A 26277-nucleotide genomic window follows, 5' to 3' on the forward strand; every position below is an offset into this window, starting at 1 on the left:
GGTCGAGCTGCCCGAGACGCCGGGGGACGGCCCAGGGGTGCCCGGGACTCCGGCCGGCCCGGCCGGGGTGTCCGCGGAGGTCTCCGACGGCGCTCCCGGTGAGTCCGGTGACGGTGTCTTCAAGGTGCGGCTCTCGAACTTCGAAGGCCCCTTCGATCTCCTGCTCCAGCTGATCTCCAAGCACAAGCTCGATGTCACCGAAGTGGCGCTGTCCAAGGTCACCGACGAGTTCATGACGCACATCCGGGCGATGGGCCCGGACTGGGACCTCGACCAGACGACCGAGTTCCTGGTCGTCGCGGCGACGCTGCTCGATCTGAAGGCGGCCCGGCTGCTCCCGACCGCCGAGGTCGAGGACGAGGCCGACCTGGCCCTCCTGGAGGCGCGGGACCTGCTGTTCGCCCGGTTGCTCCAGTACCGCGCGTACAAGCAGATCGCGGACATCTTCAACGCGCGGCTCGAGGAGGAGGCCCGCCGCTATCCCCGTACCGTCGGGCTCGAGGCGCATCACGCCGAACTGCTGCCCGAGGTCGTCATCAGCATCGGGGCGGAGGGGTTCGCGAAGCTAGCCGTGAAGGCGATGCAGCCGAGGCCCAAGCCGCAGGTGTACGTCGACCACATCCACGCGCCGCTCGTCAGCGTGCAGGAGCAGGCCGGGATCGTGGTGGCGCGGCTCCGGGAACTCGGCGAGGCCAGCTTCCGCTCGCTCGTCGAGGACACCGACGACACCCTCACCGTGGTCGCCCGGTTCCTGGCCCTGCTGGAGCTCTACCGCGAGAAGGCCGTCGCCCTGGACCAGGAGGAGGCCCTCGGGGACCTGATGGTGCGCTGGACGGGCGGGGAGGGCGACGACCGGCCGAGGGTGACCGACGAGTTCGACCGGCCCGCGGAAGCGGTGAAGGACGAGGCAGGGCGCGGGACCAAGGAGGAGAAGGCGTGAGCGAGGAGACCACCGACACCCCCGCGGGGCCGCGCACCGTCGCCGACCTCGATCTCAGGCCCGCCCTGGAGGCCGTCCTGATGGTGGTGGACGAGCCGGCCACCGAGGAGCACCTCGCCAAGATTCTCGAGCGGCCGAAGCGGCAGATCGCGGACGCGCTGCGCGCGCTGGCCGACGAGTACACCGTCCAGGGCCGCGGTTTCGAGCTCAGGCTGATCGCGGGCGGCTGGCGTTTCTACTCGCGTCCCGCGTACGCGAGTGCCGTCGAACGCTTCGTCCTGGACGGTCAGCAGGCCCGGCTCACCCAGGCGGCCCTGGAGACGCTCGCCGTCGTCGCGTACCGTCAGCCGGTCAGCCGATCAAGGGTCTCGGCGGTCCGCGGAGTCAACTGCGACGGCGTGATGCGCACCCTCCTCCAGCGGGGTCTGGTCGAGGAGGCGGGCACGGAACCCGAAACAGGTGCGATCCTGTACACGACGACGAACTACTTCCTGGAGCGAATGGGCCTGCGCGGTCTGGACGAGCTCCCGGAGCTCGCGCCCTTCCTCCCCGAGGCGGACGCGATCGAGGCCGAGACGCTGGAAGGGGTCCCGTCGTTCGATCCGGATGCACCGGATGCAGATGCAGACGACACGACGACGACGGAACTTTGATGCGAAGCAGTGGCAGCGGCAGTGGCAGGAACAGCGGGCGCGGTAACCCGCGGGGAACCGGCGGGGGCAGTGGCTCCCGTGGCAGCGGCAACCCGCGGGGCAGCGGCGGGGGCGGCGGCCCGCGTGGGGGCGGAGGCGGCGGCTCGCGCGGCAGCGGCGGGGGCGGCGGCTCGCGTGGCACCGGCGGGAGCGGCTCCCAGCCGAGGAGCGCGGCGGCAGGGCGCGACGATCAGCCGAAGCGTCCCAGCAAGCCCCGTCCCGAGGAGCGTCGCTACGACGTAGGACCCGGGGGCACGCACGAAGGCCCGAAGTCCGGTCGCGGAGCCTCGGCGCGCGGTGGTGCCAAGGGCGGCCCCAAGCAGGGTCAGCAGCGCACCGGCCGGACGGAGCCCTCGCGCTCCCGCGAGTACGAGACGCGGACCGAGGAGCGCAACCGGGACCGGTACGCGGGCAAGCCGGAGATCAAGCTGCCCAAGACCTTCCCGGGCGCCGAGCAGGAGGGCGAGCGCCTGCAGAAGATCCTCGCGCGAGCGGGCTACGGCTCCCGGCGCGCCTGCGAGGAGCTGGTCGAGCAGGCCAGGGTCGAGGTCAACGGCCAGATCGTCCTGGAGCAGGGTCTGCGCGTCGACACCGAGAAGGACGAGATCAAGGTCGACGGGCTGACCGTCGCGACGCAGTCGTACCAGTTCTTCTCGCTGAACAAGCCCGCCGGTGTCGTCTCCACCATGGAGGACAACGAGGGCCGTCAGTGCCTGGGCGACTACGTGACGAACCGCGAGACGCGGCTCTTCCACGTGGGGCGGCTCGACACCGAGACCGAGGGTGTCATCCTGCTCACCAACCACGGCGAGCTGGCGCACCGGCTGACGCACCCGAAGTACGGCGTGAAGAAGGTCTACCTCGCGCACATCGTCGGCCCGATCCCGCGCGACCTGGGCAAGCGGCTCAAGGACGGCATCCAGCTGGAGGACGGGTACGCCAAGGCGGACCACTTCCGCGTCGTCGAGCAGACCGGCAAGAACTACCTCGTCGAGGTGACCCTGCACGAGGGCCGCAAGCACATCGTGCGCCGCATGCTCGCCGAGGCCGGATTCCCGGTCGACAAGCTGGTGCGCGTCGCCTTCGGCCCGATCACCCTGGGCGACCAGAAGTCCGGCTGGCTGCGCCGCCTTTCGAACACCGAGGTCGGCATGCTGATGGCCGAGGTCGGCCTCTAGCCCCGGAGTCCCCGCGGCTCTCGCAGCCCCTGGACGCCCCACGCGTACGACGGCCGGTCCCGGAACTTCTCCGGGGCCGGCCGATTCGTTCTCGGCGTCCCGCCGGTCTGTACCCGTGAACGGACCACCGGTGCGCTCCGAGGCGCCCCGGTGCGAACGAAGGGAGCGGCGATGACCGCGACGACGGACCGCGACGAGTTCGTCCGGCTGACCGATCCGTACCGGCGGGAGCTGCTCGCCCACTGCTACCGCATGCTCGGCTCGGTCGACGACGCGGAGGACCTCGTCCAGGAGACGTATCTGCGGGCCTGGCGGTCCTACGAGAGGTACGAGGGCCGGGCGAGCCTGCGCACCTGGCTCTACCGGATCGCCACCAACACGTGCCTGACGGCGCTGGAGGGGCGGGGGCGCCGTCCGCTGCCCACCGGGCTCGGCGGGCCGGGAGACGCGCCCGAGGAGCCTCTGCGGGCCCCGGCGACGGACATTCCCTGGCTCCAGCCGCTGCCCGACACGCTCGTCGACCCGGCGACGGTCGTCGCGGCGCGCGGAAGCCTGCGGCTCGCCCTGGTCGCCGCGCTGCAGAACCTGCCCGCGCGGCAGCGGGCCGTGCTCATCCTGCGGGACGTCCTGGCCTGGCGGGCGTCCGAGGTCGCCACCCTGCTGGACACCTCGACCGCGGCGGTCAAGAGCACTCTCCAGCGCGCGCGTGCCCGGCTCGACGAGGTCGCCCCGGAGGAGGACCTGGTGGTCGAGCCCGAAGGGACCGACGACCGTGAACTCCTCGACCGCTACATGAGTGCCTTCGAGAACGCCGACATGGAGTCGCTGCTGGGGCTGCTGCGGGACGGGGTCGAGCTGGAGATGCCGCCCCACCTGGAATGGTTCAGCGGCCGGAAGGACGTCCTGCGGTTCCTGCGGGTGCGGGTGCTCTCCGGACGCGAGGCCGGCTGGATCCGCATGGTGCCCGTGCGGGCCAACGGGCAGCCCGCGGTGGCGGCGTACGAGCGCGGGGTCGACGGAGTGCTCCGGGCGCACTCCGTGCAGGTGCTCACCGTCGAGGAGCGCGGTATCGCGCGGCTCACCGTCTTCCTGGATCCGGGGCTGTTCGCCGGCTTCGACCTGCCCCGGATCCTCCCGTGAACCCGGGAGAGCTCCTGGAACGGTCGCTCGCGTACGCGCTGGGCAGCGTCGCCGAGGTGCCGCGGGAGGGCCTGGGGTGGCCGACGCCCTGTGCCGAGTGGGACCTGGGGGAGCTGCTCCGCCACCTCGACGACTCGGTGGACGCGCTGTACGAAGGCGTCGCGGACGGGCGGGTCGGGCTGTGTCCGGGCCCGCCCGCCGCCGATCCGGTGTGCGCCTTCCGCGAGCGGGCCCGTGCCCTCCTCGGTGCCTGGGCGGCCGTGTCCGCCGCCGCGCAGCCCTCCTCGGCCGTGGGGGACCGGTCCATGGACGCGGGGCTGCTGGCGGCCGTCGGCGCCCTGGAGATCGCGGTGCACGGCTGGGACGTCGCCCGTGCCTGCGGGCGGGCGCGGCCGATCCCGTCCGGGCTCGCCGTGGAGCTGCTGCCCGTCGCGCGCACCGTGGTCGTGGACGCCGACCGCGGTGTGCGCTTCGCCGACCCGGTCGGCGTACCGGTGCCGGCCCGGCCCGGCGACGTGCTCCTCGCGTTCCTGGGACGGCGCCCCGGCCGCGATTCCTTTTCGGCGCGGGCCCGGTCCGTCTTCCGTGAGTGATCCTCACGGAAGGAACCGTCATGACCGACACCACCGCACGCGCCCCCGTCCAGCAGCCGTCCGCCGTGCCCGCACGCCGTGTGTGGACCGTCGTCCTGGCCGGACTGGGGGCGCTGCTCTGTTCCCTCGACGTGGTCGTCGTGGCCACCGCGCTGCCCGCCCTGCGGGCCGACTTCGGGGCGAGCCTGTCCGACCTGGAGTGGACGATCAACGCGTACAACCTCGTCTTCGCCTGTCTCACCCTGACCGGTGCCGCGCTGGGCGACCGCTTCGGGCGGCGGCGGATGTACGTCGCCGGGCTCGCCGTGTTCACCCTGGCCTCGGCCCTCGCGGCGCTGGCCGCCGGGCCGGGCCAGCTGATCGCCGCGCGGGTGCTCCAGGGTGCCGGCGCCGCCGTCCTGCTGCCGCTCACCCTGACCCTGATCAGCGAGGCGTTCCCGGCCGAGAAGCGGGGCGTCGCCATCGGGGTCTGGGGCGGGGTGACCGGCCTCGGCGTCGCGGCCGGGCCGGTGCTCGGCGGCGCCGTCACCGAGGGCCTGTCCTGGCAGTGGATCTTCTGGCTGAACGTGCCGACCGGGCTGGTGATGCTGCCCCTGGCCGCACTGAAACTGCGCGAGAGCCACGGCCCGCGTCCGCAACTCGACGTCGTGGGGCTGCTGTTGGTCGCCGTCGGGCTGACCGGCCTCGCCTGGGCGCCGGTGCGGGCCCCGCAGGCGGGCTGGGGGAGCGCCGAAGTGCTGGGCGCACTGGCCGTCGGAGTCGTCTTCGTGGCGGCCTTCCTCGGCTGGGAGCGGTCGCGGGCGCGCTACCCGATGCTGCCCCTCGGGTACTTCCGAAGGCGTGCGTTCTCCACCGCCAACGGCGTCGCCTTTCTGACGTTCATGTCGCTGCTCGGCTCCCTCTTCATGATCACGCAGCTGTTCCAGCTCGGCCTCGGGAGTTCGCCGTTGCAGGCCGGCGTCCGCATCCTGGTGTGGACCGGCATGCCGCTGCTGGTGGCACCGATCGCGGGCGCCCTCGCCGACCGGTTCGGGAACCGGCCCTTCATGCTCGGGGGACTCGTGCTCCAGGCGGCCGGCCTCGGGCTGCTGGCGTGGCAGGTGCAGCCCGGCGTCGGCTACGGACGGCTGGTGCTGCCGCTGATCGTCGCGGGCGTCGGTATCTCGATGGTCTTCCCCACCGTCGCGAACGCCGTGACCTCGTCGGTGCCGCCCGCCGACGCGGGCGTCGCGGCCGGCGTCAACAACGCGCTGCGCGAGTTGGGCGGAGTCTTCGGAGTCGCCGTCGCCGCGGCCGTGTTCACGGGCTTCGGGGGCTACGGCTCGGCGGCGGACTTCGTCGACGGCTGCGGTCCGGCGCTGTGGGTCTCGGCGGGCGTCGCGGCCGTGGGGGCGCTCGTGGCCGCTCTCGCTCCGGCGCACGCTCGGGCACAGGGTCCGGACGCGCTCCGTGCCGAGGTCCGGCGTCCGGAGGTGTCGCGCGCCCGGGTCCAGGGCTGATCCGGACGGTCTCCGCCCGTGGCGGAACACCTTCCGCCGCCCCCGCCGCACGCGCGGACAATTTTCTCGCGGCGGGTCCGAGAAACCGCAACTTCCCCGGTTGAGAACCTTGTTGGCGCCCTCCCGCCCCCTTTATAGTCGTACTGACCATAGTCAGGCTGACCATAAAGGGGGTGGGGTGTGGCGACAGAAGAAGGCCGCGCGCCGGGCGGCACGGCGCCCGAGGGGTACGACAAGTACGCCTTCGAGCCCTTCGCCGTCACCGTCGACCTGGCCGTCCTGACCGTGCGCGCGGGCGTGCTGCAGGTGCTGCTCGTCGAACGGGGCCAGGAGCCCTACGCCGGCCGCTGGGCGCTGCCCGGCGGCTTCGTGCTGCCGCACGAGTCCGCGGAGGCGGCGGCCCGCCGCGAACTCGCCGAGGAGACCGGGCTGTCGGACACCTCGGGACTCCACCTGGAGCAGCTGCGCACCTACAGCGAACCCGACCGCGACCCCCGCATGCGGATCGTCTCCGTCGCGTTCGCCGCGCTGCTGCCGGACGCTCCCGAGCCGCGCGGCGGCGGCGACGCGGCGCAGGCCCAGTGGCTGCGGTTCAACGCGCTCGATCCGCTCGCCTTCGACCACGACCGGATCCTCGCCGACGCCCACGAACGCGTGGGCTCCAAGCTGGAGTACTCCTGTCTCGCCACCTCCTTCTGCTCGCCCGAGTTCACCCTCGGCGAGCTGCAGCAGGTCTACGAGACCGTGTGGGGCACCGCGCTCGACCGGCCCAACTTCCGGCGCAAGGTCCTCGCCACGCCCGGATTCGTCGAACAGGTCCCCGGCGCCGCGCGCCTCACGGGCGGCCGCGGCAAGCCCGCCGCCGTCTACCGCGCGGGCGGCGCCAAAACCCTGCACCCACCCCTGCTGCGTCCCACCTCGGAAGGACGGCCCTGATGACCACCACGACCCTCGCGAAGCGCGCCGCCACCGGTTCCCTCATAGGCCTGGCCCTCGGTGACGCGCTCGGATTCCCCACCGAGTTCAACTCCGTGCCCGCCATCCTCGACAAGTGCGGCCCCTGGCGGCGGATGGCGCTGCCCCGGCCCGCGATCGTCACCGACGACACCCAGATGACGCTGGCGCTGGCGCGGGGGCTGCGCACGGCGATGAACCGCGGTCTGCTCGGCCCGCTGCCGATGGAACGGCCGGTGCGACAGGAGTTCGTGGCCTGGTACCAGTCGCCCGAGAACAACCGTGCCCCCGGCCGGACGTGTCTCGTCGCCTGCAACCTCCTCAAGAACGAGAAGCGCCGCTGGCAGGAGGCCAGCCAGATCGGCTCCAAGGGCTGCGGCGCCAACATGCGCGTCGCGCCCGTCGGACTCGTCCGCGGGCTCAGTGACGAACAGCGCGCGGGCGCCGCGCAGTTCCAGGCCGCGCTGACCCACGGCCACCCCACCGCGCTCGCCGCCGCGGACCTCACCGCGCACGCGATCTGGCTGCTCACCCAGGGCGTCGAACCGATGGGACTGGTCGGCCGGCTGCGCTCGTACGCGTACGAGAACCGGCACCGCTACCACTCCCGCTGGCTCGGCGACCTCTGGTCCTTCAGCGAGGACGCCACACCGGAGCAGTACATCTCCCGCGGCTGGGACGAGTGCCTCGACGTCCTGGACAACCTCCGGCACGCCGTGCGGACCGTCTCGCCCGAGACCGACCCCTGCATGGCCACCGGCGGGGGCTGGGTCGCCGAGGAGGCGCTCGCCACCGGCCTGCTGTGCTTCCTGCTGTTCGTCGACGAACCCGTCACCGCGCTGCGCCGGGCCGCCTGCACCTCGGGCGACTCCGACTCCATCGCCTGCCTGACCGGGGCGTTCGCGGGCGCCTACCACGGCTCGGAGGCCTGGCCGACGTCCTGGGCCGACCGCATCGAGTACCAGGGCGACCTCATGGCGCTGGGGGCCCTCTGGGACGCTTGAGGGATGACAGACGTCCTCGGTTTCGGCACCGACCTCGCGAGCGTGGTGGGCGAACAGCCCGACCCCGTGCTCTTCGCCACCGTCTCCGGGGCGCACCTGTACGGCTTCCCCTCGCGCGACTCCGACGTCGACCTGCGCGGTGTCCATCTGCTGCCGACGGCGGACCTGGTCGGGCTGCGCGAGCCGGAGGAGACCCGGTCGCGCATGTGGTTCCGGGACGGCGTCGAGATGGACCTGGTCACCCACGACCTGCGCAAGTTCGTCCGGCTGATGCTGCGGCGCAACGGCTATGTGCTGGAGCAGCTGCTCTCGCCGCTCGTCGTGCGCACCGGCGACGAACACCGTGAGCTGATCTCGCTCGTCCCCGGGGTCCTCACCCGCCATCACGCCCACCACTACCGGGGGTTCGCGACCACGCAGTGGCGGCTCTTCGAGAAGACCGGCGAACTCAAGCCGCTGCTCTACACCTTCCGTGTGCTGCTCACCGGCATCCACCTCATGCGCAGCGGCGAGGTTCAGGCGGACCTGCCGACGCTGGCCGGGCAGGTCGCGTCTCCCGCGTATCTGCCGGACCTGATCGCCGCGAAGGCGGAACGGGAGCACGGGGCCGCGGACGTCCTCCGCACACGCGTGGAGGAGGACGTGGAGCGGCTGCACGCGCTCCTCGACGAGGCGCAGGACGCCTCAGCGCTGCCGGACGCCCCCTCCGCGCACGACGCTCTGCACGCCTTCGTCGTCAGGGTCCGCCTGGACGGCGTCCGGGGAGGCCCGGAGGGCACCCGGGGGCCGGAGGACACCGTCGGCGCCCTGGAGCGCTGAGGCGCGGCGCACCCGGAAGAGGAAGTCCTCCACGAGCGCGTGGTCCGGCTCGGGCGCGAGCGGACTGTGGTCGGCCGCCTCGTCGGCCTCCGCCGCCAGACGGGACATCCAGCTCTCGACCTCGCTCCAGGGCACCTCGCCCCGCTTCACCGCGAGCAGCGGTTCGCGCTGCTCCGAGACGTCGATCGTCAGGGTCCCCGTGCGCAGCAGGTCGCGGGAGCTCATCAGAAGCCGCAGCAGATGCATGGCGTGCTTCCAGCGCGGGGCGCCGTACGTGCGGACGTCCGCGTCCAGCTTCTTGTGCTGGCCCAGGGCATAGCGGGCGAACGTCTCGTGCGCCCGGCGGGAGAGGAACGCCTGCCGGAGTGCCAGGAGTTCGCGCCCGGTGTCGTCCACGTACTCGACGAGGGGGGAGTGCAGGCACTCCAGGATGTTCGGGTTGGCGCGCAGCGCGAGCGCGCAGAACCGCTCCAGCTCCCAGCTGAACTGCTCCTCCGCCGGGCCCTCGACATGCGTCGGCGGCTTCTCGAAGCGCCAGAAGAGCGGGCTCGGGGCGAGGAAGACGCCCCGGCGGTCCGTGTCACTGCCGTCCGTGGCCAGCCCGAAGGCCCGTGACCCCATCACACAGGAGTAGACCGTGTGGTCCCGTACCAGCGAGACCGCCGACACGGGAGGCGCGGGAGGCGCGGGGGACATGGGCGGCACCGCCGACGGCACGGCCGGCCCATGCGGCTCCGCCGCCGCCGGGGATGCGGTCGACGCCGGGGGCGTCTGGGGTACGAGGGGCTCGGAACGCATGCCCGGAGCGTACGGGCCCTCTCACGCCAGGCGGATCGAGTTTCCTTCCACGGTGATCTTCTCCGCGGGCAGCGGGCGCGGCGCGGGACCGGCCTTGACCGCCCCGTCCTCGACGCTGAACTTGCTCCCGTGGCACGGGCAGTCGATGGTGCCGTCCGCGACCTTGTTCACCGTGCAGCCCGCGTGCGTGCAGATCGCCGAGAAGGCCTTGAAGTCGCCCTTCGCCGGCTGGGTGACCACGATCTTCTGCTCCTTGAAGATCGTGCCCCCGCCGACCGGGATGTCGCTCGTCGTGGCGAGCTGCTCGCCGCTGGACGCCTTCGGGGACGAGTCCGACGAGCTGTCGCCGTCGCCGTACTTGCTGCACCCCGCCAGCAGTGCGGACGCCCCCGTCGCGAGAATCACCGTGCGCCGCGTCGAGCGGTTGGTCATGTCGTCACTCCGAACGTACGGAAGAACCAGAAGGCGGACGTCAGCCAGACGGCCGTGAGCACGGCGAAGACCAGGCCGCCGACGATCGGCAGGAGCCAGCCGGGCAGGCGCTCCCAGCGGAGCAGCAGCATCTTGGCACTGAAGGCACCGAAGAAGAAGCAACCGAGGAGCGAGTGCCACAGGACGCGTGTCTCGTACGTCTGATAGCCCAACGCGTACAGGCAGTGGACGGCGACCGGCACCGCCACCAGGAACGCGATCCGCCCCGACCACCGGTGCAGTGCCGATGCCCAGCTCGGGCCCGGGAGTCTTCCGTACATCATGAGCGCCGAGACGAGCTGGACGAGCGCGAAGAAGAACGCCGTCGTCGCGAGCCACGACTTCACGGCACCCGTGCTGCTGAAACCGGAGAGATTGAAGGCCGTTCCCGCCGGGTCGTGCACCTTGCCGTAGGTGCCGAGACCGACCGCGACGGCGGCGGCGACCAGGGCCGGGACGAGATAGCGGGCGGGACTCGGGCCGCGACGGGCGGGCGGCGGAGAGGGGAAGCCCTGGGTGGCGGCGTTCGGGTCCACGGTCATGAGCAACTCCCTGCGGAAGAGGGGTCAGGGGGTGACAGGACGCGCGACGATCTTCTGCCCGTCGATGGTCACGGCGCCGGTCTCCGGGTCGATCACCGGTGCCGCCGAGGGTGTGCCGTTGCGCTTGACGACGCCGACCTGCTTGCCGCCCGGCAGCACGATCCAGCCGCCGTCGACCTTCGCGCCGCGCACGGTGGCCGTCGCCCGGTACAGCCCGGAGGGCTTGACCGCCTTGTCGGCCGTGAAGCCGTACTTCTGCCCGCCGACCTCGGCGGTGCCGCGGATCCGCTTGCCGTCCTGGAGGGTCCCGGTCAGCTCGTCGCCGTGGCCGCCGGTGAGCTTCATGGTGCCGTCGTCCTTCACGTCACCCTTCAGCCAGGACTCCTTGTCGTGCCCGTCGCAGAAGTACGCGATCGCCTTGCCGCCCCGCAGGGAGACGGCGATCGCCGAGGAGTCGTCGTCGGTGCGGCCCGCGTAGTCGGCGTTGGGCACGGCGCTGCGGGTCGGCGAGGGGCTCGGCGACGGCGACGAGGTCGTCGGCGGCCCACTGGGCGACACCGAGGCGGCAGGTGACTCCTCCTGGTAGGTCGACGCGTTCTTCGTCCCCGTCGTCGCGTTGAGCGACAGCATGAACACGCCGAGCACGAGCCCCGCGAGAAGGGTGAGAAGGGGTCCTGGACGTTTCATTCGGGCCTCCCCCGAGGCGAGTCTCCTGCCATGAGAGCGGACCCGCGCGCCCGCGTCCAGAGGCGCACGGGCGCGTTCTCACCACAAGTAGCGGAATAGGGCGATTCGGGTGACATTGACAGAGTCTGAGGCCGGTCGGTCACCGCCGCCCGGCGCATCCACGAAAGGCGGGACGATGGCGGGCAACGATCTCGGCGGCCTGCTGGGCGGCCTCCTCGGCGGAGGCGGGCAGTCCGGCGCCTCCGGCGGCGGCAACGTCCTGGGCGCGCTGCTCGGCGCCCTCGGCGGCAGCGGTGCGAGCGGCAACGGAGGCAATCCGCTGGGCGGCCTGCTGGAGATGCTCACCAAGTCCGGCCTGGCCGACCAGGCGCAGTCCTGGGTCGGCACCGGCGAGAACAAGCCCGTCAGCGGCGAGCAGATCGCCGGCGCGCTGCCCGACGAGACACTCCGGAAGGCCGCCGAGCAGAACGGCGTCAGCCCCGAGCAGGCCGCCGACCAGATCGCCCGGACGCTGCCCCAGGCGGTCGACAAGCTCACCCCGGGTGGGGAGATGCCGGCCGGCGCCTCCCTGGAGGACCTCATCAAGCAGCAGTCGCTCTGAGACGGCGGCACGAGCCGCTCCCGGCCGGGCCCGGTGCGTGGCCCCCGTCTCGTCAGGCGGGCGGCCCGCACCGGTGCGCGGGGGCCTGACTACGCTGGTGTGACAGGACGTGTACACAGATCAGCGAGGAGCATCACCGTGGCGGTACGAGCGGTCCGGGGCGCCGTCCAACTGGAACGGGACGAGGCCGGCCACATGGACGAGCAGGTCAGCGAGCTGCTCACCGCCATCCTGGAGCGCAACGCGCTGACCACGGACGACCTGATCAGCATCTGGTTCACGGCCACGCCCGATCTGCACAGCGACTTCCCGGCGGCCGCGGCGCGCAAGCTCGGCATCGTCGACGTCCCGCTGATCTGCGCGCAGGAGCTGGACATCGAGGGCGCGATGCCCCGCGTCGTCCGTGTTCTCGCCCACATCGAGTCCGACCGGCCGCGGGCCGACATCGTGCACGTCTACCTGGGCGCCGCGGGCGCGCTCCGCAAGGACATCGCCCAGTGAGGACCGCACTCGTCATCGGAACCGGGCTGATCGGCACGTCCGCGGCCCTCGCGCTCGCCGCCCGCGGCGTCGTCGTGCACCTCACCGACCACGACCCGGAGCAGGCCCGTACGGCGGCCGCGCTGGGCGCCGGCACGGACGAGGCCCCCGAGGGACCGGTCGACCTCGCGATCGTCGCCGCCCCGCCCGCGCACGTCGCCGCGACCCTCGCGGACGCCATGCGGCGCGGTGTCGCCCGCGGCTACCTGGACGTCGCCAGCGTCAAGGGCGGTCCGCGCCGTGAGCTGGAGGCGCTCGGCCTCGACCTCACCTCGTACATCGGCACGCACCCCATGTCCGGCCGCGAGAAGTCCGGCCCGCTGGCCGCGACCGGCGACCTCTTCGAGGGACGGCCCTGGGTGCTCACGCCGACCCGCGACACGGACACCGAGGTGCTGAACCTCGCCCTGGAACTGGTGTCGCACTGCCGGGCCGTACCCGTCGTGATGGACGCGGACGCCCACGACCGTGCCGTGGCGCTCGTATCGCACATGCCGCACCTCGTGTCCAGCATGGTCGCCGCGCGCCTGGAGCACGCCGAGGAGTCGGCGGTACGGCTCTGCGGGCAGGGCATCCGCGATGTGACCCGGATCGCGGCCTCCGACCCCCGGATGTGGATCGACATCCTCTCCGCGAACCCGGGACCGGTCGCGGACCTCCTCACGGACGTCTCCGCCGATCTCGACGAGACGGTTCAGGCACTGCGGGCCCTGCAGTCCTCCGACGAGGCCAAGCGCAGCGAGGGTGCCACCGGCATCGGGGAAGTCCTGCGCCGCGGGAACGCGGGCCAGGTCCGTGTCCCCGGCAAGCACGGCTCCGCGCCGCGCACCTACGAGGTCGTGGCCGTCCTCATCGACGACCAGCCCGGTCAGCTGGCCCGCATCTTCGCCGACGCGGGGATGGCCGGGGTCAACATCGAGGACGTGCGCATCGAGCACGCGACCGGTCAGCAGGCCGGTCTGGTGCAGCTGATGGTGGAGCCGAAGGCCGTGCCGGTGCTCGGCGCGGCGCTGCGGGAGCGGGGCTGGGCGCTGCGGCAGTAGGGCCGGGGCCCGCCCGGGGCGGCCCGCGCGGCGGGCGTGAAGACGCCTCGCCGGCGGTCGTCGGCGCTCGCCGGCCGGCCCGGCCGCGCCGAGCCCGGCAGGGGCCGCGGTGCCGAGCGGTGCGAGGGCGGCGCCGAGGATCGGGCGCGGCCGGGCGCCGCGGCAGCAGGGCTTTGTGACCGGTCCCGGGAAGGGCCAGTAATACGGGGTCCGCGGAGCCAGTAACCTTGTGCGGGGCGCGATCGCGTCCCGCAGAGACCTCCACCCCGCACCAGGAAGGTGTTCCCACCGTGGACAACGGCGCCGCCCGTACCGCTCCGGCTGTGATTGTCGCCATCGACGGCCCCTCCGGCACGGGCAAGTCGAGCACCTCGAAGGCCGTGGCCGCGAAGCTCGGTCTGAGTTACCTGGACACGGGGGCGCAGTACCGCGCGATCACGTGGTGGATGGTCAGCAACGGCATCGACATAACGGACCCCTCGGCGATCGCCGACGTGGCCGGCAAGCCGGAGATCATCTCCGGCACCGACCCGGCCGCGCCGACCATCACGGTCGACGGGACCGACGTCGCCGGCCCGATCCGTACGCAGGAGGTCACCTCCAAGGTGAGCGCGGTCAGCGCCGTGCCCGAGGTGCGTGCCCGGATCACCGAACTGCAGCGCACCCTCGCCGGGTCCGCGCCGGTCGGCATCGTCGTCGAGGGCCGGGACATCGGCACCACCGTGCTGCCCGACGCCGACCTGAAGATCTTCCTCACCGCCTCCCCGGAGGCGCGTGCCGCCCGCCGCAGCGGCGAGCTGAAGGGCGCGGACATCGACGCGACCCGCGAGGCGCTGATCAAGCGGGACGCGGCCGACTCCAGCCGCAAGACCTCCCCGCTCGCCAAGGCGGACGACGCGGTCGAGGTGGACACGTCCGACCTCACCCTCCAGCAGGTCATCGAGTGTGTCGTCACTCTCGTCGAGGAGAAGCGGGCCGCCAAGTGACCGCACCCTCCGCAAGAGGCGCCGAGGTGGGGCGCCGCATCGGCGTCGGCCTGATGTACGGGCTGTGGAAGCCGCGCGTGCTCGGCGCCTGGAAGGTCCCCGCGACCGGCCCGGTGATCTTCGCCGTGAACCACTCGCACAACATCGACGGGCCGATGGTCATGGGCGTCGCGCCCAGGCCCACGCACTTCCTGATCAAGAAGGAAGCGTTCATCGGCCCGCTCGACCCGTTCCTGCTGGGCATCGGCCAGCTGAAGGTGGACCGCGAGATCGCCGACCGCACGGCCATCACCGACGCCCTCGGCGTCCTGGCCTCCGGCGGCGTCCTCGGGATCTTCCCGGAGGGCACCCGGGGCGAGGGCGACTTCGCCTCGCTGCGGGCCGGGCTCGCGTACTTCGCGGTGCGCAGCGGAGCCCCGATCGTACCGGTGGCGGTACTGGGAAGTTCCGACAGGACCAGCCGGTTGATAAAGGGGCTGCCCCCGCTGCGCAGCAGGGTGGATGTCGTGTTCGGCGACCCGTTCGAAGCGGGCGACGGCAGCGGACGGCGTACGCGCCAGGCGCTGGACGAGGCCACCGGCCGCATCCAGAAACAGCTCAGCGCCCACCTGGACCACGCCAGGCGTCTGACCGGACGCCCGGAAAACGCCGGGCGCCCCGCCGGGCGCTAGGCGACACTTAGTAGTGGATCATCCGGTTTACGGGCGTTCCACCGATCACCACGAATGAACGACGAGGTACGGACTTCATGAACGACCACATCCAGCCCGACGGCTCGGCGGAACACGAGCACGGGGCACTTGGCGATGCCGAGTACGCGGAGTTCATGGAGCTCGCCGCGGAAGAGGGCTTCGACCCCGAGGACGTCGAGGGCGCGATCGGGGAGGCGGGCCACGGCCCGCTGCCCGTTCTCGCCGTCGTCGGCCGCCCGAACGTCGGCAAGTCGACCCTGGTGAACCGCATCATCGGCCGCCGCGAGGCCGTCGTCGAGGACAAGCCCGGCGTCACCCGCGACCGCGTGACCTACGAGGCCGAGTGGGCGGGCCGCCGCTTCAAGCTCGTCGACACCGGCGGCTGGGAGCAGGACGTCCTCGGCATCGACGCGTCCGTCGCCGCGCAGGCCGAGTACGCGATCGAGGCCGCCGACGCGGTCGTCTTCGTCGTCGACGCCAAGGTCGGCGCGACCGACACCGACGAGGCGGTCGTACGCCTTCTCCGCAAGGCCGGCAAGCCCGTCGTCCTGTGCGCCAACAAGGTCGACGGCATGAGCGGCGAGTCCGACGCCTCGTACCTGTGGGCCCTCGGTCTCGGCGAGCCGCACCCGGTCTCCGCGCTGCACGGCCGCGGCACCGGCGACATGCTGGACGCCGTCCTGGAGGCACTGCCCGAGGCCCCGGAGCAGACCTTCGGCACCGCGGTGGGCGGCCCGCGCCGCATCGCCCTCATCGGCCGCCCGAACGTCGGCAAGTCCTCCCTGCTGAACAAGGTGGCGAACGAGGACCGCGTGGTCGTCAACGAGGTCGCGGGCACCACCCGTGACCCGGTCGACGAACTCATCGAGCTCGGCGGCATCACCTGGAAGTTCGTCGACACGGCGGGCATCCGCAAGCGCGTCCACCTCCAGCAGGGCGCCGACTACTACGCCTCGCTGCGCACCGCCGCCGCCGTCGAGAAGGCCGAGGTCGCGGTCATCCTGATCGACGCGTCCGAGACCATCTCCGTGCAGGACCAGCGCATCGTCACCATGGCCGTCGACGCGGGCCGCGCCATCGTCGTCGCCTTCAACAAGTGGGACACCCTCGACGAGGAGCGCCGCTACTACCTGGAGCGGGAGATCGAGACCGAGCTCGCCCAGGTGGCCTGGGCGCCCCGGGTGAACGTCTCGGCCCGCACCGGCCGTCACATGGAGAAGCTCGTCCCGGCGATCGAGACGGCCCTGGACGGCTGGGAGACCCGCGTCCCGACCGGCCGCCTGAACGCCTTCCTCGGCGAGCTCGTCGCCGCTCACCCGCACCCGGTGCGCGGCGGCAAGCAGCCCCGCATCCTGTTCGGCACGCAGGCGGGCACCAAGCCCCCGCGGTTCGTGCTCTTCGCCTCCGGCTTCATCGAGCACGGCTACCGGCGCTTCATCGAGCGCCGCCTGCGCGAGGAGTTCGGCTTCGAGGGCACGCCGATCCACATCTCGGTGCGGGTGCGCGAGAAGCGCGGCGCCAACAAGAAGAAGTAGCGCCTGAAGGCGACGCGAAGGGGCGGCTCCCACGGGAGCCGCCCCTTCGCGTCGCCACTCAAGATCCCGCCGTTCACAGACCCCTGCGCGGTGCGGGGGGCAGCGCGGCCGGGATGTGGTGCATCCCGGTGCCGTGCTGGCGCGCGCCCGGCTGCCAGACGGCGGTCGCCGTCGAGGTCTGCCCGTGCTGAGCGGCGATCTGCCGCGCGGTCTGCGCCCCCGCGCTGTACGAGCTGTAGGAGTTGTACGAGCTCGACGAGCTGTACGAGTTCGAACCGCGCCCGAGGCTCCCGAAAGCCTTGAAACCCAGGTCCTCCTCGCCGTGCCGGTCGCCGGGCAGAGTCCTGAAGGATCTGACCCACTCGGCGTGGAGCGCGTCGTAGATCGGCGTGGGGGACGGGCTGTCCTGAGGGTTCTGCACCGGTCGCGACGCCGGCACCTCTCTGCTCGAACGGTGGGGGGAGCCCGAGGGAGGGACCGGCTGGAAGGGCCGGCGGCCGGGGACGTCGTAGGTGTGCACGTACGTGCCAACGACCCCGCCGCCCAACAGATGCGGCCGATACGGTCATTTCGCAGGTCATCCGGAGTGAGCGGCGCGCGCGAGGGCGCGGGGAACCGCGCGGACAACCCTCCCCGGCCGGAGCCGGCCGGATGCCCTCAGTTCCCGGGCGAACCCCGCCGAGCGCGCGCGTACCGCCCCGCCCTCACGTACCGGCGAGCGGCATCGCGGCCGCCACCAGCTTGCCGTTGGCCGCCGCCTTGTCGAGCGCGTCGCGCAGCAGGTCCTCCCGGGGCTGACGGCCGATGGAGCCGACCGGCGCCGCGAACAGCAGCACCTGCTGGTGCTTGTTGGCGGCGGCGCGCCAGCTCTCGGTGACCTGGAGCGCCTGGTGCGCCTGCCACCAGGCGACGGGCGAGCCACCGCCGGTGCCCGGCTGCAGCACGGCGTGCAGCTGGCCCATGGCGAGCAGTACGGACCAGCCGTGCAGGACCGGCGGCACCGAGTTCAGCTCGGTCGCGGGCATGAAGCCCTGCTCGATCAGCAGGGGCAGGAAGTCGTCGCCGATGTCGGTCGAGCCGGGGCGCACGATCGGCCCGGTCGGTTCGACGACGAGCGCCGGGTGCAACTCGCCGTTGATGAGGACGAGTCCGCTGGTGACGCCGAGCACGGCCTGCTCGGGGGCGGACTCGGCGGGCGGGCCGTCGGGGTGGATCGAGCGGACGGCGCCCTGGAGTTGCTCCTCGGTCACCTGTACGACCTGTGAGGGCAGGCAGGTGGCGTGGGCGAAGGCGAGGACGGCGGTCTCGTCGCCGATGAACAGGACGGTGCTGGTGCGCTCCTGTTCCGAGTCGCCCGGAGTGCGGCACGACGTGCAGTCGTAACTGCCGGGGGCGTTCTCTCCGGCGAGCAGCCGGTCGGCTTCTTCGTCGCCGATCTCGGCGCGTACGTCGTCGCTGACGTCGAGCATGCGCGGCACGGTGGCTCCTCGGGATGCGGTGCGTGGCGGTGCCGGGTGGCTCCCGGCCCATGAATCGGGGGTTCCCGGCTCATGAAGATGTCAACGGGTGATCTGTGGCCGGAGTCACGCTCGAGAGCGAACGGAATCGAACCATCCGACGCCCACGGTGAAGTCACCCCCGGAATTGGTTACTCCGAGTCAACTTCCAGGAGTCCGAAGGAAGTTGAATGGGTGAAGTGGGTCACAGATCACAAGGGGAGCAGGTCGACAAATCCGGAAATCACCCAATGAAGTGGGTGGCCGAAAATCGATGATACCTGCGGTAACGGCGAACTGGCCTCGAATGACAAGGAGTTGGTTGATATCGGGGCGCCCGGCTCCATAGATTCCTGGGCCGTGTGCACAGAGCACCGCTCGGGTACGTCCGCCGGCCGCATCACACCGGACCACAGCACAGCCTTCGGCGGACGGGGGCGGAGCGCGACGGCCGCGTCCTACACGCGGGCCGCCGTGTCCCGTCCTGGGGGACCCCGGGTGTTTCGAGAGGGAACTACATGTCCGCATGTGCCGATAGCACTCACGAGAACAGTCACAAGGCTCGTACGGCGAACAAGACGCGTACGACGGCGGTCCTCGCCGGGGCGGCACTGCTCGCCCCGCTCGGACTGCTCGCCGCGACCGGCGAGGCCACCGCGGCCGACAGTGGAGTGTGGGACCGCATCGCCCAGTGCGAGAGCGGCGGCAACTGGCACATCAACACCGGCAACGGCTACTACGGGGGGCTTCAGTTCTCCGCGGGCACCTGGCGCGCCTACGGCGGCACGGCCTACGCGCCGACCGCCGACCAGGCCTCCAGGAGCGCGCAGATCGCCGTCGCGTCCAAGGTCCAGCGCGCACAGGGATGGGGGGCCTGGCCCACCTGCTCGGCCCGCGCCGGAGCCTACGGAAACGCGCCCGCCTCGGGTGCGGGGTCGGCCGCGGGAGCGGCGACCACCAAGTCGGCGCCCAAGTCGGCGCCCAAGTCCGCCCCGGCGAAGCAGGCACCGGCGAAGACGCCGGAACGTCCGTCGGGCCACACCAACCGCGGCTCGTCCCGCGGCGACTACACCGTCCGCGCCGGCGACACCCTGAGTGCCATCGCCGCGCGGCACGGGACCACCTGGCGGAAGATCTACGCCGCCAACGAGTCCGTCATCGGCGGTGATCCCGACCTGATCGTGCCCGGGCAGCGGCTCGACGTCTGAGCCCCGCTCCCCCTCGTCCCGGGCACGGGGCCCCGCCCGGTCGTCCGACCGGGTGGGGCCCTGGGCGTGCCGGGCGCGGCTGGGCGGGAGGAAGCGACGGTCTGCTTAGCGTGGCCCGATGTCTCCCATGCCGACCAGACGGACCCTGCCGACCAAGTGGACCGTGCCCGGGCTGTCGGGCGGACGAGTCCGGTACGCGGCCGCGGTCGCCGCCGTGCTGGCCGCCCTCGTTCCCCAGGGCGCGGCCGCCGTGCAGCGATCCCCGCTCCCCGGCCCCCGGACGGCCGGGGTGTCCTACGACTGCGCGGACGACGAGTGGCCCTGGGGCTGTCTCGCCGAGTGCGAGAGCGGCGGCAACTGGCACATCAACACCGGGAACGGCTACTACGGGGGGCTTCAGTTCTGGCAGCCCACCTGGAAGGAGTTCGGGGGGCTCGCCTACGCGCCCCGCGCCGATCTCGCCACCCGCGCGGAGCAGATCAAGGTCGCCAAGAAGGTGCTGGCCGTCCAGGGGTGGGGAGCCTGGCCCGCCTGTTCCAAGAAGTACGGACTGCAGATCCGCTTCCACGTGGTGAAGACCGGCGAGACACTCTCGTCCATCGCCCGCAAGTACCGGATCAAGGGCGGCTGGCAGGCGCTCTACAAGGCCAACACGAAGAAGATCGGTACCAGTCCGGACCGGCTCAAGCCGGGCACCCAGCTCGTCATCCCCTAGGCCGCGTCCCTCTCCGGGCCGCCTCGGCCGCCTCTCCGCTGAACACGACGGCGCCACGGCGCAGTTCATGGACGTACGTCGTCCGGCCCGGCCGCGCGCGCAGCCCCGGCGGCATGCGCTGCTCGGCGACCACCACGCACGCGTCGAGCGCGCCGAGCAGCTCGTACGTCCGGGCCGCGACCGTCGGCGACATGCCCTGCGCGGGTTCGTCGACGAGCACCACGCGCGCGCGTGCCAGGAGGGCGCGGGAGAGGGCGAGCATGCGCTGTTCGCCCCCGGAGAGGGTGCCTGCGCGGCGGGGGAGGAGCGGCGCGAGGTGCGGATAGGCGTCCAGGGCGGCCGTGATGTCGCCCGCCGCGAGTTCCAGGTTCTCGCGGACGGTCAGCGAACCGAACACGGCCCGGCGTTCCGGGACGAGGCACAGTCCGCGCCGGGCCCGCTCGAACGCGGGCACGCGCGTCACGTCGGCGCCGTCCCAGACGACGGCTCCCGCGGACAGCGGCACGGTCCCGGCGAGGGCGCGCAGCACCGTCGTACGCCCGGAGCCGTTGCGGCCCAGCAGGACGGTGAGGCCGGGGCCGGGGGCGACCAGGGTCACGCCGTGCAGGGCCTCCAGGGGGCCGTAGCGCACGCGCGCGTGGCGCAGGGCGATGCCGCTCATCCGCCGGTCCTCGTGTCCAGGACGCGGTCGGCGGGCCCCGAGGTGACGATCCGTCCGGCCGCCATGACGTGGACGGTGTGGGCCAGGTCGGCGACCAGATCGAGATCGTGCTCGACGACCAGGAGGGCCATGCCGTCCGCGGCCAGCGCCCGCAGCACGCGGGCCAGCGCGGTCACCTCACCGGTGTCGAGACCGGCCGCGGGTTCGTCGAGCAGCAGCACCCGGGGGCTTCCGGCGAGCGCCCGGGCCAGTTCGACGCGCCGGAGCGTCCCGGTCGGCAGCCCCGCCGCGGGCAGCGACCGCACCGGCCCGTCCAGCTCGAACAGGCGCAACGCCCGCTCCACCGCGCCCGGATCGGCGATCCGCCCCTGCTCGGCGCCGACGCGCACGTTCTCGGCCACGGTCAGCGACGGGAAGACCGCCAGCTGCTGAAAGGTCCGCGCGATCCCCAGCCGTGTCCGCGCGTGCGCCGCGAGACGGGTGATGTCCCGCCCGCCGAGCAGCACCCGTCCGCCCGAGGGCCGCAGCGTCCCCGCGAGACAGTGGAAGAGGGTGCTCTTCCCGGCACCGTTGGGCCCGACGACCGCGGTGACCCGCCCTGGCGGGATGTCCAGAGAGACCCCGTCGAGAGCGGTGAACCCGCCGTAGGCGACGCGGAGCCGCCGGGCGGTCAACGGGGGCGACGGAGCCCGGGCGGGGCGGTGGGTGCCGTCCGCCGCCGGCCTCGTCATGCGGGATCGGCCAGGAGACTCGGCCGCCACGGGGGGAGCCGGGGGCCCGGCAGGTACCGCGGGAGGAGGACCGGCGCCCGGCGCCGCGGACGCCGGTCCCGGTCGCGGCTGCCGTGCCGGGTGCGCACCGCGTGCCGGACGCCGCGGGTCCGGCGGGCTCCCCGGCCCGTGGGCGTCCTGGCCCGGACGGCGGGAAGCGGGGGAGCCGGGGGAGGCGGGGCGCGGTCGCCCGGAGGTCCTCGGCCTTCTCCGGTCCAGGTGGGCCGGAGCCGTGGCCTCCGTGGCCCCCGTGGGCGCCTGCGGCACGAGGGCCGCGGGCCGCGCCTCCGCCGCCGGGCGCAGGTTCCGGCGGACGCGCGCGCCCAGCGGGGTCAGGGTCGCCCCGCGGTGCAGCCGGAGCCGGGACGTCGCCGCGCGCAGGGCCTCGTAGGGGCCTTCGGGGAAGCGGCCGACCAGGACGGCGAGGACACCGATCAGGGCCGCCGCCACCCCGCCGCGGGCCCCCGCGTCGAGCCCGACCAGCAGCGCCGCGGCGAGCAGCGCCCCGAGCACACTGTCGGCGCCGAGCACGACGACCGCCGCGAACCAGAGCAGACCACGCACGGGGTCGTAGGCGGTGGCGTCGAAGGCGCGCAGGCCCATGCCGAGCATGCCGCCGCCCAGCGCGGCCAGCGCGGCCCCCGCGACGAACGCGGTCAGTTTCAGGGCCGGGACGCGGACGCCCGCCGCCGACGCGCCCGCCTCGTGGTCACGCATGGCGGCCAGGGCGCGGCCGGTCCGGCCCCGGCGCAGCGTGTGCGCCGCGAGCAACGCGGCCGCCAGCAGCACGAGTTCGAGGATGTAGTACGCGCGGTCGCCGTCGAACCCGGCGGGACGGCCCAGGGACAGACCGGACACCGCGTACGGCTGTGCGAAGACGAAGCGGCTGACGCCCACGCCCACCGCGAACGTGGCCACCGCGAGCGCCAGACCGTGCCGTCTGATGGCCGGCCATCCGGTGAGCACACCGAGCGGGGCCACCAGGAGCACGGCCACCGCCAGCGCGGCCAGCTCGGGCAGCCGGGGCAGCCCCGGGAAGCGGCCCGCCGCCAGCAGGGCCGTGAAGAGGGCGCCCAGACCGGCGTACGCGGCCTGCCCCAGCGAGATCTGGCCCCCGCGGCCGGTGACCACGACCAGGGACAGCAGGACGACACCGAGCGCGGGCACCTGGACCGAGGTGTGCAGGTCCGAGCCCGCGAGACCGAGGGGCAGCAGGAACAGGACCACGGCCGCGGCCCAGGCCCCGGGCGGCGTCGACACCCGGGCCGGCGTCGTCCGCGGGAGCGCGTCACGGGCGCCGATGCCGGGCAGGACGAGCGCGGCGACCAGCAGCGCGACCACGAAGAGGTTGGCGCCGACCGCCTGGAGCAGCGGTTCCGCCCACCCCGAGGGGTGCAGCCGGGTGAGCTGGCTCTGCGCGACCCCGATGCCCAGGGCGACGACGACGGCCACCGGGAGACTGCGCATCCGGGCGGCCACCGCGACCGCCATCACCTCCAGGACGAGCAGCGGCATGCCGTACGGGTCCAGCCGTACGTACGGCGCGAGGAGCACGCCCGTCAGGCCCGCCGTGAACGAGCCGAAGGCCCAGCCCGCCGCGGCCACCCGGTCCGCGTCGATGCCGCCGAGCACGGACAGCGAGCGGTCGTCGACGACGGCTCGCAGCTCCGTGCCGAAGCGGGTCCACCGGGTCACCGCGCCCACGCCCACGGCCAGCGACACCGCCACCGCCAGCTGCCCCCACGGATCCGCCGACACCAGCGTCGGCGCGTCCGCCCGCGCCCCCGTGCCCCACACCAGCGCCGCCCCGCCGACCAGCAGCACGAAGACACCGATGGACGCGACGAGGGTCTGCGCCGGGTCGCCGCCGAGGACGGACAGCGGCCGGAACACGAAGCGCTCCAGGGCCATGCCGATGGCCGGGGCCACCAGCAGCAGCGTCACCGCGGCGCCGAGCGCGAGCGGCCAGCCCCACTCGACCGTGAACTGACGCAGCAGATACGCGCACACCATCGCGATCGCGCCGTGCGCGAAGTTGAGCACCCCGGTGGCGCGGTAGGTGACGATCAGCCCGATCCCGGTGAGCGCGGCGGCACTGCCGACCGAGAGACCGGCGAGGGTGAGGTCGTACGTCAGCGAGGCCATCAGTCGTCCGGATCGGTGGGCGCCCGCTCGGTGTCGGACGGCCGTTCGGTGAGGGGCGGCCCACCGTGGGCGGCGGAGGGCCGCCCGTGCCCGTCGGCGTCGGGGTCGTCGGCGTCGTCCGGTTCGCAGATGGGGCACGGCCCGAGGTCCCCGCTCGCCAGGACGCGCGAGTCGGCCGGCACGGCCTCCGGCTTCCCGGCGACCAGGGGGCAGTCCGCGCGGTGGTACAGGGTGCCGCCGGGCACCATGAGGAGGTCGCCGCTGACGGCGAGTGGAGCGGCCGCCGCCCGCCCGGATTCCTCGGCGTCGACGGGCCCGGCGGCCACCAGCAGCCCGTACAGCTCCTCGACACGGGCCGCCGCCAGCGCGTTCCTGCCGTGCGTCAGCAGCACCGCGCCGGCGATGATCAGCGCGGCTCCGGGCACGGTGCAGGAGGCGAGGTAGGGCAGCTGACGTTCCGCGAACCGCTCACCGGAGATGCCGTACCAGCCGATGACGCACAGCACCGCCCCGGCGGCGAGCGCGGCCCAGCCGGCCCACAGGACGGGGTGCACGGTCCGCAGTCGAGCTGTCCGCATCCGGACTCCCACACGTCGTGTATCTGTCCATGTCAGCCAATGGCTTGCACTATGCCCTCTGGAAGCTGACCCTGAAAGCACCGGGCGCGTATGGCCCGGACCGACACCCGGTGGTGAGCCAGATGGTTCTCGGGAGCGACCTCAGGCGGGGGAACGCGCGAGCGGTGGCGGCGACGGCGGTTCTCGTCCTCGCCGCGGCCCTCACGGCATGCAGCGATGACAGCGGCGGCACGAGTACGGCTCCGCCCACACCCTCCGTCGATCAGTCCACCAGCGCGCAGCCCAGCGCCACGGCACCGTCCGACCCGGCGGCTGCCGAGAAGGAGATCAAGCAGAACTGGGAGAAGTTCTTCGACCCGGCCGTCTCCACGAAGGACAAACAGGCCGTTCTGGAGAACGGCGATCAGATGGCGCAGGTGCTGCAGGGCTTCAGCGGCGACCAGCGTGGTCAGCAGGTGAAGGCGAAGGTCGGGAAGGTCGAGTTCACCTCGCCGACCGACGCGAACGTCACCTACACGCTGACCCTGAACGGCGCCACGGCCCTGCCGAACGCCTCGGGGACGGCCGTCGAGCAGGACGGCACCTGGAAGGTCTCCGTCAAAACGCTCTGCGCGCTGGTCCAGCTGAGCGGCGACGCATCATCGAGCGCTGCCCCGGGCTGCTGAGCGGCGGTGCGGCGCACAGCGGCCGGGGCCGCCGTCGCGGGCCTGGTGCTCCTGCTGGGCACGGCGTGCGGCAGCCGGCTCCCCGAGAGCGACTTCGAGAACCGCGCCACGCCCACGTCCCGGGGAACCGCCGAGCCGATCCGCGTCGGCGTCATCAGCAGCGCGACCAGCCCCGTCGGCGGCTCCGCCTTCACCGGACCGCGGGACGGGGCGAAGGCGTACTTCGACCGGCTCAACGCCCGGGGCGGCATCGACGGGCGGCGGGTCGAGGTGCGGCTGTGCGACGACGGCGGCAGCGGCGTCGGCAACAACGAGTGCGTGCACCGGCTGATCGACGAGGACAAGGTCGTCGCCCTCGTCGCCACCACCGCCCTCGACTACGCGGGCGCCTCCCGGGTGTCCCACGCGCGCGTGCCGGACATCGGCGGCCAGCCCATCGGACCGGCGTACGACACCTATCCGCACCTGTACGGGATCTACGGCAGCCTCGCGCCGCGCGACGGCACGCCCGGCTGGGACGGCGAGCTGTACGGCGGCACCGAGGTCTACCGCTACTTCAAGCGCGTGCACGGCGCCCGCACGGCCGCCGTCGTCTCGTACAACCAGTCCGCCTCGGCCGCCTACGCCCGGCTGGTCACCCAGGGGCTCAGGGCCGAGGGCTACCGGGTCGTCACCGAACAGGTCGACTTCGCGCTGCCCAACTTCCGTGCCGCCGCGGCCGACCTGAAGGAACAGGGCGCCGACCTCGTCTTCGACGCCATCGACACCCACGGCAACGCCCAGCTGTGCAAGGCCATGGACGACGTCGGCGCCCAGGTCACCGCCAAGGTCACCAACGTCCAGAACTGGACGTCCGGCGTGCCCGAGGACTACAAGGACGCACCGCGCTGCCGCAACGCGCTGTGGGCCACGGGGTCGAGCCGCGACTACGAGGACGTCGGCGATCCCGCCGTACGGGAGTTCCGTGACGCGACCGCGGGACTGAAGACGCATTCCCAGTGGCAGCTGGAGGGGTGGGCGGCGGCGCGGTGGTTCACGGACGCGGCGAGGGCGTGTGCGGGGGCGGGCGTCACGCGCGGGTGCGTCGACGCGTTCATGGACCGGGGCGAGCCCTACAGCGCGGGCGGGCTGCTGATTCCGGTCACGTACGAGCGGCTGCCGAACCCGCCGAAGACGCGTCGGGCCTGCCTCTCGGTGGCTCGCTGGCGCGACGGCCGGGGCTGGGTCTCCCAGGGGGACATGAACGCGACCTGCTTCGACGTGCCGCAGATCGCCTACCGGCCGTGAACCGCCGACCCGCTCGCCGCGGGGAGGCGAAGGGCCCA

The 26277-nt window shown here is 72.9% G+C and carries 26 protein-coding genes and 2 pseudogenes; 19 read left to right on the top strand and 9 right to left on the bottom strand.

Features of this window, described 5'->3' with window-relative positions:
• Nucleotides 1–67 precede the first annotated feature (67 nt).
• From OOK38_RS24650 to OOK38_RS24690, 9 genes are all read left to right on the top strand, one after another.
• Nucleotides 68–940, top strand: coding sequence for a ScpA family protein (locus OOK38_RS24650; RefSeq protein ID WP_266765615.1), 873 nt, complete (start codon nucleotides 68–70; stop codon nucleotides 938–940).
• Nucleotides 937–1593, top strand: coding sequence for an SMC-Scp complex subunit ScpB (gene scpB / locus OOK38_RS24655; protein WP_266757096.1), 657 nt, complete (start codon nucleotides 937–939; stop codon nucleotides 1591–1593). Before OOK38_RS24650 ends, scpB begins: the two co-directional genes overlap by 4 nt.
• A complete protein-coding gene (locus tag OOK38_RS24660; RefSeq protein ID WP_266757094.1) occupies nucleotides 1593–2810 on the top strand; it encodes a pseudouridine synthase in 1218 nt (405 codons plus the stop codon). The genes scpB and OOK38_RS24660 overlap by 1 nt, the downstream gene beginning before the upstream one ends.
• 150 nt (nucleotides 2811–2960) lie before the next feature.
• The gene (locus OOK38_RS24665) at nucleotides 2961–3950 is read left to right on the top strand and encodes a sigma-70 family RNA polymerase sigma factor (RefSeq protein ID WP_266757092.1); all 990 of its coding nucleotides are present in this window, start codon (nucleotides 2961–2963) and stop codon (nucleotides 3948–3950) included.
• Nucleotides 3947–4543: a TIGR03086 family metal-binding protein gene (locus OOK38_RS24670; protein WP_266757090.1), complete on the top strand. Its 597-nt coding sequence runs from the start codon at nucleotides 3947–3949 to the stop codon at nucleotides 4541–4543. Before OOK38_RS24665 ends, OOK38_RS24670 begins: the two co-directional genes overlap by 4 nt.
• 20 nt (nucleotides 4544–4563) lie before the next feature.
• Entirely contained in the window at nucleotides 4564–6042 is a 1479-nt protein-coding gene (locus tag OOK38_RS24675; protein WP_266757088.1) for an MFS transporter, read from the top strand.
• Between the two features lie 180 nt (nucleotides 6043–6222).
• A complete protein-coding gene (locus OOK38_RS24680) occupies nucleotides 6223–6978 on the top strand; it encodes an NUDIX domain-containing protein (RefSeq protein ID WP_266757086.1) in 756 nt (251 codons plus the stop codon).
• Nucleotides 6978–8000, top strand: coding sequence for an ADP-ribosylglycohydrolase family protein (locus tag OOK38_RS24685; RefSeq protein ID WP_266757085.1), 1023 nt, complete (start codon nucleotides 6978–6980; stop codon nucleotides 7998–8000). Before OOK38_RS24680 ends, OOK38_RS24685 begins: the two co-directional genes overlap by 1 nt.
• 3 nt (nucleotides 8001–8003) lie before the next feature.
• A complete protein-coding gene (locus OOK38_RS24690) occupies nucleotides 8004–8819 on the top strand; it encodes a nucleotidyltransferase domain-containing protein (protein WP_323178823.1) in 816 nt (271 codons plus the stop codon).
• Nucleotides 8820–8849: 30 nt separating this feature from the next.
• Here the strand turns inward: OOK38_RS24690 and OOK38_RS24695 are convergent.
• From OOK38_RS24695 to OOK38_RS24710, 4 genes and pseudogenes are all read right to left on the bottom strand, one after another.
• Nucleotides 8850–9617: pseudogene (locus OOK38_RS24695) on the bottom strand (nucleotidyltransferase domain-containing protein); the annotation flags it as partial.
• Nucleotides 9618–9638: 21 nt separating this feature from the next.
• The gene (locus tag OOK38_RS24700) at nucleotides 9639–10049 is read right to left on the bottom strand and encodes a Rieske (2Fe-2S) protein (RefSeq protein WP_266757083.1); all 411 of its coding nucleotides are present in this window, start codon (nucleotides 10047–10049) and stop codon (nucleotides 9639–9641) included.
• Nucleotides 10046–10630 carry a DUF6529 family protein gene (locus OOK38_RS24705; RefSeq protein WP_266757081.1) on the bottom strand — a complete coding sequence of 195 codons (585 nt, stop codon included), beginning with the start codon at nucleotides 10628–10630 and terminating at the stop codon, nucleotides 10046–10048. The genes OOK38_RS24700 and OOK38_RS24705 overlap by 4 nt, the downstream gene beginning before the upstream one ends.
• A 24-nt stretch (nucleotides 10631–10654) precedes the next feature.
• Nucleotides 10655–11317 (bottom strand): hypothetical protein, encoded by a 663-nt coding sequence (locus tag OOK38_RS24710; RefSeq protein ID WP_266757079.1) that lies wholly within the window; start codon nucleotides 11315–11317, stop codon nucleotides 10655–10657.
• Between the two features lie 175 nt (nucleotides 11318–11492).
• Between OOK38_RS24710 and OOK38_RS24715 the strand changes: the two genes are divergently transcribed.
• The 6 genes from OOK38_RS24715 to der all read left to right on the top strand — a co-directional run bounded on the left by OOK38_RS24715 (nucleotide 11493) and on the right by der (nucleotide 16714).
• Nucleotides 11493–11918, top strand: a complete 426-nt coding sequence (locus OOK38_RS24715) for a YidB family protein (protein ID WP_266757078.1) — start codon at nucleotides 11493–11495, stop codon at nucleotides 11916–11918.
• 138 nt (nucleotides 11919–12056) lie between these two features.
• On the top strand, nucleotides 12057–12419 hold the full coding sequence (aroH, locus tag OOK38_RS24720; protein ID WP_266757076.1) for a chorismate mutase: 363 nt from the start codon (nucleotides 12057–12059) through the stop codon (nucleotides 12417–12419).
• Entirely contained in the window at nucleotides 12416–13501 is a 1086-nt protein-coding gene (locus tag OOK38_RS24725; protein ID WP_266757074.1) for a prephenate dehydrogenase, read from the top strand. Before aroH ends, OOK38_RS24725 begins: the two co-directional genes overlap by 4 nt.
• 290 nt (nucleotides 13502–13791) lie before the next feature.
• Nucleotides 13792–14487, top strand: coding sequence for a (d)CMP kinase (gene cmk / locus OOK38_RS24730; RefSeq protein WP_266757072.1), 696 nt, complete (start codon nucleotides 13792–13794; stop codon nucleotides 14485–14487).
• A 53-nt stretch (nucleotides 14488–14540) separates the two neighbouring features.
• Nucleotides 14541–15158, top strand: coding sequence for a 1-acyl-sn-glycerol-3-phosphate acyltransferase (locus tag OOK38_RS24735; protein WP_266765613.1), 618 nt, complete (start codon nucleotides 14541–14543; stop codon nucleotides 15156–15158).
• Nucleotides 15159–15235: 77 nt separating this feature from the next.
• Complete coding sequence (gene der / locus OOK38_RS24740; RefSeq protein WP_266757070.1) at nucleotides 15236–16714, top strand: ribosome biogenesis GTPase Der; 1479 nt, start codon at nucleotides 15236–15238, stop codon at nucleotides 16712–16714.
• Between the two features lie 73 nt (nucleotides 16715–16787).
• Here the strand turns inward: der and OOK38_RS24745 are convergent, their stop codons facing one another.
• The gene (locus OOK38_RS24745; RefSeq protein WP_323178824.1) at nucleotides 16788–17135 is read right to left on the bottom strand and encodes a hypothetical protein; all 348 of its coding nucleotides are present in this window, start codon (nucleotides 17133–17135) and stop codon (nucleotides 16788–16790) included.
• 283 nt (nucleotides 17136–17418) lie between these two features.
• Nucleotides 17419–18192, bottom strand: coding sequence for a hypothetical protein (locus tag OOK38_RS24750; RefSeq protein WP_266757067.1), 774 nt, complete (start codon nucleotides 18190–18192; stop codon nucleotides 17419–17421).
• Nucleotides 18193–18728: 536 nt separating this feature from the next.
• On the opposite strand from OOK38_RS24750, the gene OOK38_RS24755 reads away from it, so the two are divergent.
• Together OOK38_RS24755 and OOK38_RS24760 are read left to right on the top strand one after the other, a co-directional pair.
• Nucleotides 18729–19418, top strand: a complete 690-nt coding sequence (locus tag OOK38_RS24755; protein WP_266757065.1) for a transglycosylase family protein — start codon at nucleotides 18729–18731, stop codon at nucleotides 19416–19418.
• Nucleotides 19419–19545: 127 nt separating this feature from the next.
• Nucleotides 19546–20133, top strand: a complete 588-nt coding sequence (locus tag OOK38_RS24760; RefSeq protein ID WP_266757063.1) for a transglycosylase family protein — start codon at nucleotides 19546–19548, stop codon at nucleotides 20131–20133.
• Here the strand turns inward: OOK38_RS24760 and OOK38_RS24765 are convergent.
• The 3 genes and pseudogenes from OOK38_RS24765 to OOK38_RS24775 all read right to left on the bottom strand — a co-directional run.
• Nucleotides 20123–20794 (bottom strand): ATP-binding cassette domain-containing protein, encoded by a 672-nt coding sequence (locus OOK38_RS24765; protein ID WP_266757061.1) that lies wholly within the window; start codon nucleotides 20792–20794, stop codon nucleotides 20123–20125. The two genes, OOK38_RS24760 and OOK38_RS24765, sit on opposite strands and share 11 nt — an antisense overlap.
• Complete coding sequence (locus tag OOK38_RS24770) at nucleotides 20791–23709, bottom strand: ATP-binding cassette domain-containing protein (RefSeq protein ID WP_266757059.1); 2919 nt, start codon at nucleotides 23707–23709, stop codon at nucleotides 20791–20793. The genes OOK38_RS24765 and OOK38_RS24770 overlap by 4 nt, the downstream gene beginning before the upstream one ends.
• 104 nt (nucleotides 23710–23813) lie before the next feature.
• A pseudogene (locus OOK38_RS24775) lies at nucleotides 23814–24287 on the bottom strand (hypothetical protein); the annotation flags it as partial.
• A 122-nt stretch (nucleotides 24288–24409) separates the two neighbouring features.
• Here OOK38_RS24775 and OOK38_RS24780 point away from each other — a divergent pair.
• Both OOK38_RS24780 and OOK38_RS24785 read left to right on the top strand, forming a co-directional pair.
• On the top strand, nucleotides 24410–24952 hold the full coding sequence (locus OOK38_RS24780; RefSeq protein ID WP_266757057.1) for a hypothetical protein: 543 nt from the start codon (nucleotides 24410–24412) through the stop codon (nucleotides 24950–24952).
• Nucleotides 24953–24958: 6 nt separating this feature from the next.
• The gene (locus tag OOK38_RS24785) at nucleotides 24959–26239 is read left to right on the top strand and encodes an ABC transporter substrate-binding protein (protein ID WP_266757056.1); all 1281 of its coding nucleotides are present in this window, start codon (nucleotides 24959–24961) and stop codon (nucleotides 26237–26239) included.
• Nucleotides 26240–26277 lie beyond the last annotated feature (38 nt).

The organism is Streptomyces sp. NBC_00568 (assembly GCF_026341855.1).
Taxonomy (GTDB): Bacteria; Actinomycetota; Actinomycetes; order Streptomycetales; family Streptomycetaceae; genus Streptomyces.